Source organism: Vibrio sp. L85, from assembly GCF_963871815.1.
Lineage (GTDB): Bacteria > Pseudomonadota > Gammaproteobacteria > Enterobacterales > Vibrionaceae > Vibrio > Vibrio harveyi.
Genome location: NZ_CAWMYL010000234.1, coordinates 81905 through 95720 on the forward strand (window position 1 = coordinate 81905; position 13816 = coordinate 95720).

The following is a 13816-nucleotide window of genomic DNA, read 5'->3' on the forward strand; positions in this document are numbered from 1 at the left end:
TAGCTGCAAAGATAAGCAGGCGAAATAGCCTGACCGTAAAAAAACTAATTCCATTATCATAAAGGAAATCGTTGCGTCCGGCACTATAAGACCGCCGTCGTCGATAAAAATTCATTGATAGAGAACACATAATGCATATTTTTGGCAAAATATTGGGTGCCTTTTTTGGCTTGTTACTCGGAGGTCCATTCGGTTTATTGTTTGGTCTATTTATCGGTCACCAATTCGATAAAGCACGTCGTTTGAGTCAAGCGGGGTTTTCTACTGGCGGTTTTGGTAAAGGTCCAAGCCAAGCTCAACGTCAGGAAGAATTTTTTAAAGCAGCATTCGCAGTAATGGGACATGTGGCTAAAGCCAAAGGGCAGGTAACGAAAGAAGAGATTCAACTTGCTTCAACGATGATGGACCGCATGAGCCTTCATGGTGAGCAACGCCGTGCTGCCCAAGATGCATTCAGAGAAGGTAAAGAGAGCGACTTTCCGCTGGAAGAAGTATTGGTCCGAGTGAAGATCTCTTCAGCCGGTCGCTTTGATTTGCTGCAATTCTTTTTAGAGTTACAAATTTCTGCCGCATTTGCCGATGGTTCTATTCATCCGAGTGAGCGCAGTGTTCTACATAAAATTGCTCGTGGCCTTGGTTTCTCTTCCGAACAGCTAGAGCGACGTCTCAACATGCAAGAAGCGGCTTTCCGTTTCCAAAGCCAAGGTGGCTTCCATGGTCAGCAGCAAGGTCAGTATCAATCTTCAGGTGCTGGGTGGCAGCAAGCGTCACAAGCAGACCAGTTGGCCGATGCCTATAAAATTCTGGATGTGTCTTCAGATGCAGACGGTAAAACCGTTAAGCGTGCTTACCGTAAATTGATGAACGAGCATCACCCAGATAAATTGATGGCAAAAGGTCTACCACCAGAGATGATGAACGTTGCGAAAGAAAAGTCGCAGGAAATTCAAAACGCGTACGATCTGATCAAAAAGGTGAAGGGCTTTAAATAAGCGCGTATTCTTATCAAATCTCAATAAAAAGGGCACCTAGTGCCCTTTTTTAGTTTCTGTCTGGTCTTTGGTTTGGTGATGGTTTCGAGCTTTCGGGTTAGCATGATCCAAAAGCGCATAGACCTACCAGTCCCCATTAATTGGCTTGATTTAGATTCCAATCGTATTCGTATTTTACTTTTCCAGAAAAGCCTTGGTATTGCGGTGCATATTGAGCAATGTGATTAAATACTTGTTCCTCACCGCCAAAATCTTCAGCAAACCAGTCATAAATGGAAGAAAGCTGCGCTGAATTACCTTTAATTGATACACCTTTACTACTGTTAATAAATGTTTTGGCTGCAGAGTCGAGTAGTGCTTGCGTGTTTTCAGCCGTGAATGCTTGAGTTTGTAAATTTGGACATCCCAAGCTTGCACAATTCACTGCATAGTGTGTTCTCGGATCTTGCCAAATTGGACGCAAAATACGATGTTCAATGTCGTTTAAAGTCAAATCTTTACTATTCACCACCACAACTTCGTCTCCCCAAGGTCCAAAGCTAAATAGCCCGCCTAGTTTCGTAATGGATTTAACAGGGTAGTTATCCAAAATTAGGTCAACGGTGATGGCGTTATAAAGGTTAACCCAATACGCGTATTGCTCTGCTTGATTGTATTGTAGGGGATCGAGTTTGGCTAAGCGTTGGATGTACTGTTTTAACTTCGCTTTATCCGTTGCTGAAACTTGGTTATAGCGAAATAACGTGTTTTCATCCTGCTCAACCAAATAGCGGTCTAATAGTTGTTGCCATTCTTGGTGAGAAATTTGTGTTTTGCTGGCTTGATTCGATTGCTTCCAATACGACCACAAATCGGATTTCGGCGCAGAAAAAGCGGAGAAAGAGACGAGGGCACACAATATCAATAATAGACGCTTCATAATTGAACCTTTGGGTTAAACCTTGTTGATAGTGTAGACCTGTAGAAGAAGTAGTTTCTTTCTGAGGTAATGAAAATAAAAGAAAAAAGGCTGGCATAAGCCAACCTTGTATTTGTTTCAATCTCGATTTGAATTAGCTTAAGAAGCTTGGAATATTCGCTTCGTATTCAGCAATCTTATCTTCGTGTTGAAGGGTCAGACCGATATTGTCTAAACCGTTCAGTAAGCAATGACGACGGAAGGTGTCGATTTCAAAACCATATTCTTTGCCGTTAGCACGAACGACATTAGCTTCTAAGTCCACTTCCACTTCAGCGCCTTCGTTAGCCTCAACAAATTGGAATATTTCATCCACTTCTTGTTCTGTAAGGCGAACAGGTACCATCTGGTTGTTGATGGAGTTGCCGTAAAAAATATCGGCAAAGCTAGGTGCAATCATCGCTTTGATGCCGTAATCGGCTAATGCCCAAGGGGCGTGCTCACGAGAAGATCCACAACCGAAGTTTTCTCGTGCTAGCAAGATAGAAGCGCCTTGGTAGCGCGGAGCGTTCATCACGAACTCTGGATTTGGCTGTTCGCCAGCATCATCTAAGAAACGCCAGTCATGGAACAAGTGTTTACCAAAACCTAGACGAGATACCTTTTGTAGGAACTGCTTAGGAATAATGGCATCGGTATCTACGTTCGCTGCATCTAGAGGAACAACTAAGCCTGTGTGTTGTTTAAAACCTGACATCTGTTCTCTCCTAGTCCTGGTTCTCAAAAGAAGTCAATTCGCGAATATCAACAAAGTGACCAGCGATTGCCGCTGCCGCTGCCATAGCAGGGCTAACCAAGTGGGTGCGACCATCACGACCTTGGCGACCTTCAAAGTTACGGTTTGATGTTGACGCACAACGCTCATGGGGACCCAAGCGGTCGTTGTTCATGGCCAGACACATTGAGCAACCCGGTAGACGCCATTCAAATCCTGCCTCTTTAAAGATAACGTCTAAGCCTTCCGCTTCAGCTTGGGCTTTTACTTGTTCTGAGCCCGGAACGATAAGAGCTTGAACATGCTCTGCGACTTTACGACCTTTCGCTACTTCTGCTGCTGCACGCATGTCTTCGATTCGTGAGTTAGTACAAGAACCAACAAAGACTTTATCGACGTTGTAATCTGATAACGACTTACCAGCTTCAAGTCCCATGTAAGCCAACGCTTTTTCAGCAGAGGCTTTTTCTACTGGATCTGCAAAGCTCTCTGGTGTTGGGATTGGCTGGTCTACAGCGATTACTTGACCTGGGTTTGTGCCCCAAGTGACTTGTGGCTTGATGTCTGCACCGTTCAGCGTTACTACGGCATCAAACTGAGCATCATCATCTGTTTTTAAGGTTTTCCAGTATTCCACTGCCGCATCAAATTCAGCACCCTGTGGCGAGAACTTACGACCTTTAATGTAATCGAATGTGGTTTCATCTGGTGCAATCAAGCCTGCTTTTGCGCCTAGCTCAATCGCCATGTTACATACCGTCATACGACCTTCCATGGAAAGATCAGTGATGGCTTCTCCACAGAACTCGACGACATAACCTGTACCGCCAGCAGCGGTGGTCTCACCAATAATGGCAAGTACGATGTCTTTAGCAGTGATGCCCGGGGCTACTTTGCCTTTCACTTCGATTTTCATCGTTTTTGCACGTGCTTGTTTTAACGTTTGAGTTGCTAGTACGTGCTCCACTTCTGAAGTACCGATACCAAATGCAAGTGAACCAAATGCACCGTGAGTTGCGGTATGTGAGTCACCACAAACAATGGTCATACCCGGTAGCGTAATGCCAAGTTCTGGTCCCATTACATGCACAATGCCTTGGTATTTGTGGTTAATGTCGTAAAGCGTAACGCCAAATTCTTCACAGTTTTTCGATAGCGTTTCCATCTGGATACGGGCCATCTCGCCGGAAGCATTGATGTCTTTTGTCGTCGTGGAAACGTTGTGGTCCATAGTCGCAAAAGTTTTGCTGACCTGACGCACTTTACGACCTTTTTCACGCAAGCCGTCAAATGCCTGCGGAGACGTCACTTCGTGTACCAAATGACGGTCGATGTACAAGATTGGGTTTTCCCCTTCTGCTGCGACGGCAACGTGTGCGTCGTAGACTTTTTCGTATAGTGTTTTGCCCATTGGTTTGCTTCCTTTCCTCGTTATCCTTGTCGCTTTGTTTTAGCACCAATGACTGAGAGGTAAGTCATTGGTGGATAGAGGATTTAGTATTTATTATGAATCTGTTCTGTATTATGAGTTTAAGATGTACTCAGCGATCTTATCGCCCATCTCAGATGTTGTAAGCGCAGGGTTGTCACCAGCAAGATCGCCCGTTAGCTCCCCAGCTGAAAGTGCTTTTGATACTGCGGCTTCAATGTCTTGCGCCGCAGTTTCTTCAACTAGGCTGTAACGCAGCATCAGTGCTGCTGATAGGATTTGCGCCACAGGGTTAGCAATATTCTTACCTGCGATATCGGGTGCACTGCCACCTGCTGGCTCGTACAGACCAAATTTACTTTCGTTTAGGCTTGCTGAAGGCAGCATACCCATTGAGCCAGTGATCATTGCGCACTCATCAGAAATGATGTCGCCGAAGATGTTTGAACAAAGCATTACGTCAAACTGAGCTGGGTCTTTAATCAACTGCATTGTTGCGTTATCAATGTACATGTGTGACAGCTCGACATCTGGGTAATCTTTTGCGATTTCTTCTACCACTTCACGCCATAGGATTGAGCTTTGCAGAACGTTCGCTTTATCGATTGAACACACCTTCTTACGGCGTAGACGTGCAGATTCAAACGCAATTTTTGCGATACGTTCGATCTCAAAGCGGTGGTAAACCTCGGTATCAAATGCTTTTTCTGTTGCGCCTTCACCTTCACGACCTTTCGGTTGACCGAAGTAGATACCACCAGTTAATTCACGTACTACCACGATGTCAAAACCACGACCTGAGATGTCTGCACGAAGTGGTGAGAAGGCTTCTAGACCAGAATGGATCTGTGCTGGACGAAGATTACAGAATAATTGGAAGTGTTTACGTAGCGGAAGTAGGGCACCACGTTCAGGTTGGTCATTTGGTGGTAAGTGCTCCCACTTTGGTCCGCCTACTGAACCGAATAGGACTGCATCAGACTCTTCACACGCTTTGACTGTACTTTCTGGAAGTGGGCAGCCGTGATTGTCGATCGCAATACCACCAACATCATGCTCGTCACGCTCAAATGCAATACCGTGTTTCTTTTCGATTGCATCCAACACTTTATGCGCTTGCGCCATCACTTCTGGACCGATACCGTCGCCAGGTAAAACGGCAATTTTGTATGATTTGTCTGTCATGTTAATCCTTTAATATTTCTAAATTTTTGAGCTTATCTAAACGAATTTGGTTGGAGTCTGAGATGTAAATCAGACCCCAATGAATCACATTAAACTGTCGCGATTTTCTTTTGCTTCATCTCTTCAATCTTATCGGCACGATGAATGCTGTTGATGACGTGTAATAGCGCTTGACCAGATGCTTCTACGATATCGGTAGAAACGCCGGTACCGTGGTACTTACGACCTTTGTAGTTGGCGATGATGTCTGCTTGACCAAGACCATCTTCACCTTCACCTTTTGCCGTTAGGTCGAACTTGTCTAGAACGATGTCGTAACCTGTCACGCGGTAGATACATTGGTATAGCGCATCAACCGGACCATTGCCGACTGCAGCCTCACACGTTTCCTCATCACCACATTGCATCTTGATGCTGGTGGTCGCCATTACGCTGCCTGATTGCACACTTAGGTAGTTCAACTTGTAGAAATCATCTTCTTCACGCAAGTTTGAGAAGTGCATTAGGGCTTCTAGATCGTAATCAAATACTTGACCCTTACGGTCGGCAAGCTTCAAGAAGTCCTCGTACAACGCATCTAAGTTGTATTCTTCTTCTTTGTAGCCCATTGAATCCATGTGGCTTTTCACGGCTGCACGACCACTGCGGCTGGTTAGGTTCAGAGCTTGGTTTTTAAGACCGATCGATTCAGGCGTCATGATCTCGTAAGTGTTTTTGTTCTTTAGCATCCCATCTTGGTGAATGCCTGAAGAGTGGCTGAATGCGTTGGCACCAACGATCGCTTTATTGCTCTGAATTGGCATGTTACATAGCTGACTAACCAACTTGCTGGTGCGGTGGATTTCGTCGTGTTTTAGACCGGTATGCACACCCATGAATTCTTGGCGTGTTTTTAGGATCATCGCGATTTCTTCTAAAGAACAGTTACCTGCACGCTCACCGATACCGTTAATGGTGCCTTCTACTTGTCGCGCCCCTGCTTGGACGGCTGCGATAGAGTTTGCGACTGACATACCTAAGTCATCGTGGCAGTGTACAGAGATGATGGCTTTGTCGATGTTGGGTACGCGGTTGAATAGGGTTTCAATGATGCCGCCAAACTCACTTGGTACTGTGTAGCCAACGGTGTCTGGAATGTTGATGGTGCTTGCGCCCGCATCGATAGCGGCTTCAACCATGCGGCATAGGTTGTCGATTGGAGTGCGTCCTGCGTCTTCACAAGAAAACTCGACGTCATCGGTGTAATTGCGTGCGTGTTTTACTGCTTTAACACCCATTTCAACCACATCGTCGTAGCTGCGGCGAAGTTTGTCCTGAACGTGAACAGTCGAAGTGGAGATGAAGGTGTGAATTCGGAAAGCATCAGCGACTTTTAGTGCTTCAGCGGCGGCATCGATGTCTTTCGCAACGGCACGCGAAAGGGCACAAACTCGGCTATTTTTTATGTGTTTTGCGATGGTTTGTACGGACTCGAAATCACCTGGTGAAGAGACAGGAAAACCCGCTTCGATAACATCAACGCCCAGCCTTTCAAGCGCATAGGCAATCTGCAGTTTTTCTTTAACCGTCAAGCTTGCTGACAACGCTTGTTCGCCATCACGCAATGTGGTGTCGAATATAATGACCTGATCGTTCATGTTTGCTTCCTTCATGATTTTTGCACTTTCGCGCAAGTTAATCGTTTACTTCCGGTATTTAGATATAAAAAAACCCGCATTTGCATGCGGGTTTCTAAGAAATTGGTGTGGTTATTTTTCTTCCACAGCCTACCCGCGCGAACTGGTCACGATCAGGAGGAGGCTAAGCAGGATAGAAAAACGTGCTGACATAGTTGTTAAGCATTCCACAAAATTAAGTTAACAAATTAGTACCGCACTCAATGGAGCACGTCAACCCTAAAGTTGATTTTTTATTCATATCGGATCAGTAGGTGAATTAATCTTCTATCAATGATGGACGTCTTCAATGTGAAGAAAGGGGAGATGTTTGTGCTACAACAATTATTGCCGCGACTAAGATCACGCTCACCATCTTCTTCTCATTGTTTTGATACTGCATGCTTTGCGAGCTATCACACAAAGGAGGCAATTGGTTGGCATAAATTCAGCAGAGCGATTTATAGTAGAACGGTTGTATCTACCGAATTTTTGAGGCAAATAGGTTAGGGATTAATGGATTTAGCGAAACAACTTGGACGTTCTGCGCTGGCTCTAGCTCTGGTTTCTTTATCTGGGTGTCAGTTACTTCAATTTGGGCAACCGACAGAGGCGACCTCTTCAGTGGTGGCGAGCGATCATGCTCATAGTGTCTTGATGATCAACCACCAAATGGATGAATACTTGAGTGAAGATGGACGTGAATCCTTTCTAAATCAAATGCTGGTGGCGTTAGAGTCGGATAACCGTGACAAGTTTAAAGGTAAAGATCCAGACACTTACTCTTGGTGGAAGATCCGTGTCCAGCCAAATCAATGGAAGGAAGCAGAAGTAAGCCGTCCTATTGTAGAGGGAGTGGATACGTCAAATACACTTGAATTTATGGATGTTTCATATCGCTCAAAGACCACTCTTAATTTGCGAGCAAAACCGAGCTTAAAAGGAGAGAAGCTGGGAGAGCTAACCAAAGGTGAGGTCTTTAATGCTCTTGCTAAAGTGGAAGGCGAACCATGGTTGCTGGTCGAACAAAAAGGTGTGATTAGAGGTTACGTACACAAAGACTACGCTCGTAGTAATGTCGTCAACCGAGACATTTTGTCGATCAAGCCTAATCCACTATTAAAGCATAATGTTGAGCCAAGCGAACAAGGGAAAAACGAATTGTTCGGTAGCTATACTTGCCGTGATTTGAGCTATGAGCTCACGAAAGATGGTCACATGACCACCGGCTCGCTTAGAGCATGTCGTAAACAAAGAAAGATCTGGTACATCGATGCACCAGTCTCTGCTTCCAATCAGTCTTGATCTTTTATGCTCAGATCTTCTGGGTGAATATCTTCGTACTTATGAGCTCGGTTGATCAACGTAACGATTACCGAGCTTATTGCTACTCTTAACTCCCGCCGTTTTTTCTGCTCTGCTGCAAATGATAACGTGTCATTAATTATCCAAATTCTCGTCATGTAGTTGTCACCTTACACGCCTAGTTTTCATATAAAGGTCAAAGTAAAGGAATGTTACATGCGAGCTTTAGAGACAATTAGCCAGCCAATGGCAAGCATTGCTAAATTTGATTTGGCGTTCTCCAGTGTGTGTTTACAACATCGATTTAATCAGCAAGTCGCGAATATCAGTAAAGGAGTTTCTCATAGTGGGGATGGACACCTCTATGTGGTGTTAGGGTTGTTAGCTTGGCTACTTGATAAGCAACATGGTCATTGGTTCTTGATTACCGGGTTAACCGCATTTGCCATCGAATTACCCATTTACTGGGTGTTGAAAAACAGCTTTAAGCGCCGTCGTCCTGAGGAATTGAGCGCGTTGCTTCCTGCCTTTATTACTCCCTCTGACCGTTACAGCTTACCTTCAGGTCATACTGCGGCGGGCTTTTTGATGGCGACGCTCATTCATCATTTTTATCCAGACTTAGGCATATTTGCTTTCACTTGGGCAGCCTTGATTGGGACATCACGTATTCTGCTTGGCGTGCACTTTTTTACTGACATTATCATTGGTGCTTTGTTGGGGAGCCTATGTGGTTCTTTGGCAATTGGGCTCATTGGAGGTTAATGGATGAAAATTCTGTATGGTGTTCAAGGCACAGGAAATGGTCACATCGCCCGCGCAAGAGCCATGAGTAAAGCTTTTCAAACTCACGACGTGCAGATTGATTTTCTTTTCTCTGGACGCGAACCAGAAAAGTACTTTTCAATGGAGTCTTTTGGAAACTATCAAACTCGGCGTGGCTTTACCTTTGTGACAGAGAAAGGTGCCGTGAGCTATGCTAAAACGGCATTACGCAATAACTTGATTCAGTTTATCCAAGAAGTAAATCAGCTGGATTTGTCTTCTTATGATCTGGTGATCAATGATTTCGAACCCGTCTCGGCTTGGGCTGCTCGTAAGCAGAACAAACCTTGTATTGGTATTAGTCATCAAAATGCATTCCGCTACCCAGTACCTCTTAAGGGGGCGAGTTGGTTGGATAAATCCGTCATAGAGCATTTTGCTCCTTCGCAACACCACCTAGGCTTGCATTGGTATCACTTTGATCAGCCGATCTTACCGCCTATCGTTCATACGCTTGAGCAAACGAGTGGTAATGATGACTTTGTTCTCGTCTATCTTCCGTTTGAATCAATAGAAGACATCAGCGATTTGTTGTTCCATTTTAATCAACAGTCTTTTGTCTGTTATCACCCGAACGTGATTGAGTGTGAGCAAGTGGAAAATATTGAACTAAGACCTCTGTGTCACACTAACTTTCAATCTCATTTGCAACGTTGTAGTGGAGTGATTGCCAATGGTGGTTTTGAACTGCCATCGGAAGCCCTTTCTCTTGGCAAGAAGCTATTACTTAAACCGCTTTCTGGGCAATTTGAACAGCAAAGTAACGTCGCAACATTGGAAGATTTAGGGCTAGCATCTTCGATGGAAAATCTTGATATTTCGACGGTACGTCAGTGGTTGAAAGAACAACAAGCAGAAAGCGTGAAGTATCCTGATGTTGCAAAAGCGATCGCCAACTGGGTATTACAAGGTGCTTGGGATGCACCTGAAAAACTCTCTGAACAACTATGGGAACAAGTCGATTTTCCGAGTTACGTATCGAATATTTAACGTCCGATTTATCTTCTAAGTTGCAGTCATTCACGCGCTGATTGGCTGCATTTTTATGCCTTCTATATCATTTCTATTCACGGTCATTTTGCTGACTCTTTAACTGATTTGCATGTTTTGTGAACTTAACTATTGATGCTGGTTTTTGAACGCAAATGCAAATAATAAGCAGGGCAAATGGGTTGTATGATCCCTGTAGATTGTCATTAACGTGCTAAATAGGTTGTAAGAAACCTCTGATTTAGGCGTTTTATACTTTTTTATGTTTTTCTTAACGATATGATAAATATGGAATAAATAACTAATTGGCTAAAATTTAATGATTAAATATCAATCTAGTTGCGAAACCTTGATTGATTAGTTGATAGTACGGTTCGAGCCGGAAATATCTGGACGATAAATATAATACAAATTCGGTTTTCTATTCCTTAAAAAATGATTTGAATCCAGCCACGGTCGTTTGTGTGCAAAGAGATTCTATTCGTTAAGAATTCATTGAACCAAGTTGACGATTACATAAGAGGCGCACTCCATGTTAGATAAAAAAGACGCGATGAGCGCAATTGCTAGCTACCGTATGGAAAGCACATTGCGTGGTGTAGATTTAAACCTATTGACCGTATTTGATGCAGTGATGCAAGAGCAAAATATTACTCGTGCAGCACATAACCTTGGCATGTCACAACCAGCAGTAAGTAATGCGGTTGCTCGCCTAAAAGTAATGTTTAATGATGAGCTATTCATGCGTCAGGGTCGTGGTATTCAGCCAACTCAGCGTGCTCGTCAACTGTTTGGTCCTATCCGCCAAGCACTACAGCTTATTCGTAACGAACTTCCAAGCTCAGTTTTCCAACCTGAGTCTTCAACTCGTCTGTTTAAACTGGCGATTTGTAGCCCATGTGATATGCGTTTCGCACCGAGAATCATGGCTAACATTAACGAGCAAGCACCAAGCGTACAGCTACACCTAGATGCGGAATTTGATCGCCTTCTATCTGAGCGTATGCGCTACCAAGAAATCGACTTCGTAATTGACTACGCACGTTTTGATGATCAAGGCTTCTCAAGCACTGAAATCTTTAAAGATGAGCTAGTGGTTATTGCTTCTAAGACGCACCCTCGCATCCAAGGTGGTGTATCTGCTGAGCAACTGATCAACGAGAAACACGCGAAGCTATCACGTGTACATGGTCAACGTAGCTTCTCTGAGCAAGCGTACCGCGAACTTGATTGCCAAGCCGCTTATGAAGGTTCAAGCCTAAGCAACCTGCTATACGTAGTAAGCCAATCTGAGCTTGTGACTATCGCTCCTCGCTGGATGGCTGAGAATGCAGTGAACAGCGACCAGTTGCAAATCCTAGATTTCCCATTTGAAAACAAGGAAATCAGTGGTTACCTAAGCTGGCACGAATCAAGTGAGAAGGACAAAGGCCACATCTGGTTACGTGACCAACTCATGATCACTTGTGGTGAAGTTGTTGCGCTTAAATAAGCTGAATTTTTAGCCTGATCAACTGGTCAGACTGGACTTGTAATCATCAATTTTTACAATTCCTTGCCCCTGAGAGAACGCCGTCTCTCAGGGGCTTTTTATGTCCGCTATTTAATAGTCGAAACAGCGACTTAAGTTGATTAAACCTTCAGCAGTTAAATACCTGCTATGCTCTCATTAGTGATAGTCGTCTCTTAATAATGATAAGTTTGATAATGGTCAGTTGCGTTTTTAGGCGTCGAGGTTACACTTGTGCGCTCAAATAGCTTACGCCTGTAAGCCAAAAGGTAATGTAAAGAATGGCCAAGTTAGATTTTCATATCGTAAAACGTATTCGTGAACAAATTGCGAAGGGTAGTACTCGTGTTGCGCTTAAACATAAAGTCGGCGACACATGGCAAGGTATTACTTGGGAGCAGTTTGGTCAGCAAGTAGATGCTTTGTCACTTGCGCTTTTGGCTCAGGGATTGGGCGTTCAAGATAAGATCGGTATTTTCTCAAATAACATGCCGCAATGGACCATTGCTGATTTTGCAGCACTGCAATTGCGTGGCGTTACCGTACCTATCTATCCAACTAACACCGCAGCTCAATCGGCTTACATCATTGATAACGCAGACGTCAAAGTGTTGTTCGTTGGTGAGCAGCCACAGTTTGATGCCGCGGTTAGCATTTTCGATGAATGTAAGCAGCTAGAACTGATCGTTGCGATGTCAGATGATATTGACCTAGGCGATCATGCATTTGCCATGACATGGAAAGACTTCGTTGCTAAGGGCGACGTTAGTCACCAAGCTGAGCTAGAAACTCGTTTAGAACATGCGCAAGAAGAAGATCTACTGACCCTGATTTACACCTCTGGTACCACAGGTCAACCGAAAGGTGTAATGCTAGATTACGCGAACATCTCTGCCCAACTTGAAGGTCATGATGAGCGCTTGAGTTTAACTGAAGACGACGTATCGCTGTGTTTCTTGCCATTATCACACGTGTTTGAGCGTGCATGGACATTCTATGTGCTTTATAAAGGTGGTACCAACTGCTACCTGCAAGACACCATGCAAGTACGTGATGCCCTGAGTGAAGTACGCCCAACCGTGATGAGTGCGGTTCCTCGTTTTTATGAGAAGATCTTCTCTGCGATCCACGAGAAAGTGTCACGTGCACCATTCCATCGCAAAATTATGTTTACTTGGGCGGTCAACATGGGTGCGAAGATGGCTGCTTGTCATCAAGAAAACCGCAAGCCATCACTGATGCTACGTAAATCTTATGCTTTGGCAGACAAACTAGTGTTGAGCAAGCTACGTGCATTATTGGGTGGACGCATTAATTTCATGCCATGTGGTGGCGCGAAGCTAGATGAAACCATTGGGCGTTTTTTCCACGCAATTGGCATCAATGTTAAGCTTGGCTACGGTATGACAGAAACCACGGCAACCGTATCTTGTTGGGATGATCAATGCTTTGATCCGAGCTCTATCGGTATGGCAATGCCAGGCGCTCAAGTTAAGATTGGTGAAAACAACGAAATTTTAGTGCGCGGTCCAATGGTGATGCGTGGCTACTACAAAATGCCAGAGGAAACTGAGAAGACGTTTGACGAACATGGCTTCTTGAAGACTGGCGATGCAGGCTACATTGATGAAAATGGCAACTTGTTCATTACTGACCGCATCAAAGAACTGATGAAGACTTCAAACGGTAAGTACATTGCACCTCAAGTCGTAGAAGGTGCAATCGGTAAAGACCACTTCATTGAGCAGATTGCTGTCATCGCAGATACACGTAAATTTGTATCGGCTCTGATTGTTCCGTGTTACGACTCACTTGAAGAGTATGCGAAAGAACTAAATATCAAGTACCACGATCGTGTTGAATTGATCAAACATCATCAGATTGTTGAGATGCTTGAGAAGCGTGTTAATGACCTGCAGAAAGAACTGGCTAAGTTTGAACAAGTTAAGAAATTCAAACTTTTACCTAAAGCATTCTCGATGGATGATGGTGAGTTGACCCCAACACAAAAACTTCGTCGTAAAGTCATTAACGACAAATACCAAGATGAAATCGAAGAAATGTACACTGAAAAGTCTGATAAAAAGTAACTTAAGCTAACTTAGATTTCAGATTGATGAAAATGTCCCCAGTTGCCTGATATTGTGCTGCTGGGGATTTTTTATGACCGTCTTTCACACTTTTAGTTGTGACTTATGAAGGAAGTTTCGCTGAAAGTTGCCATTTCTAGTGAAATTATTCACTTTATTTTC

General features: G+C 44.1%; 11 protein-coding genes. 6 read left to right on the top strand and 5 right to left on the bottom strand.

Annotated elements, in window-relative coordinates:
* The first annotated feature begins 131 nt into the window (after positions 1-131).
* Positions 132-992 carry a co-chaperone DjlA gene (gene djlA, locus AACR11_RS21720; protein ID WP_009698850.1) on the top strand — a complete coding sequence of 287 codons (861 nt, stop codon included), beginning with the start codon at positions 132-134 and terminating at the stop codon, positions 990-992.
* Between the two features lie 136 nt (positions 993-1128).
* Here the strand turns inward: djlA and AACR11_RS21725 are convergent, their stop codons facing one another.
* From AACR11_RS21725 to leuA, 5 genes are all read right to left on the bottom strand, one after another.
* The gene (locus AACR11_RS21725; protein ID WP_029788820.1) at positions 1129-1911 is read right to left on the bottom strand and encodes a DUF547 domain-containing protein; all 783 of its coding nucleotides are present in this window, start codon (positions 1909-1911) and stop codon (positions 1129-1131) included.
* A gap of 133 nt (positions 1912-2044) precedes the next feature.
* Complete coding sequence (gene leuD, locus AACR11_RS21730) at positions 2045-2647, bottom strand: 3-isopropylmalate dehydratase small subunit (RefSeq protein WP_009698848.1); 603 nt, start codon at positions 2645-2647, stop codon at positions 2045-2047.
* 10 nt (positions 2648-2657) lie between these two features.
* On the bottom strand, positions 2658-4076 hold the full coding sequence (gene leuC, locus AACR11_RS21735) for a 3-isopropylmalate dehydratase large subunit (protein WP_005450463.1): 1419 nt from the start codon (positions 4074-4076) through the stop codon (positions 2658-2660).
* A gap of 111 nt (positions 4077-4187) precedes the next feature.
* Positions 4188-5279, bottom strand: coding sequence for a 3-isopropylmalate dehydrogenase (gene leuB / locus AACR11_RS21740; protein WP_029788817.1), 1092 nt, complete (start codon positions 5277-5279; stop codon positions 4188-4190).
* 89 nt (positions 5280-5368) lie between these two features.
* Positions 5369-6916, bottom strand: coding sequence for a 2-isopropylmalate synthase (leuA, locus tag AACR11_RS21745; protein WP_005450461.1), 1548 nt, complete (start codon positions 6914-6916; stop codon positions 5369-5371).
* Between the two features lie 534 nt (positions 6917-7450).
* Here leuA and AACR11_RS21750 point away from each other — a divergent pair.
* From AACR11_RS21750 to AACR11_RS21770, 5 genes are all read left to right on the top strand, one after another.
* Positions 7451-8239 (top strand): SH3 domain-containing protein, encoded by a 789-nt coding sequence (locus tag AACR11_RS21750; protein WP_005450460.1) that lies wholly within the window; start codon positions 7451-7453, stop codon positions 8237-8239.
* A 216-nt stretch (positions 8240-8455) separates the two neighbouring features.
* Positions 8456-9004 (top strand): phosphatase PAP2 family protein, encoded by a 549-nt coding sequence (locus AACR11_RS21755; RefSeq protein WP_005450458.1) that lies wholly within the window; start codon positions 8456-8458, stop codon positions 9002-9004.
* 3 nt (positions 9005-9007) lie between these two features.
* Positions 9008-10054 carry an MJ1255/VC2487 family glycosyltransferase gene (locus AACR11_RS21760; protein ID WP_029788816.1) on the top strand — a complete coding sequence of 349 codons (1047 nt, stop codon included), beginning with the start codon at positions 9008-9010 and terminating at the stop codon, positions 10052-10054.
* A gap of 532 nt (positions 10055-10586) precedes the next feature.
* Positions 10587-11546, top strand: coding sequence for a LysR family transcriptional regulator CalR (gene calR, locus AACR11_RS21765; RefSeq protein ID WP_005430441.1), 960 nt, complete (start codon positions 10587-10589; stop codon positions 11544-11546).
* 299 nt (positions 11547-11845) lie between these two features.
* Positions 11846-13654: an AMP-dependent synthetase/ligase gene (locus AACR11_RS21770; protein ID WP_009698844.1), complete on the top strand. Its 1809-nt coding sequence runs from the start codon at positions 11846-11848 to the stop codon at positions 13652-13654.
* Positions 13655-13816 lie beyond the last annotated feature (162 nt).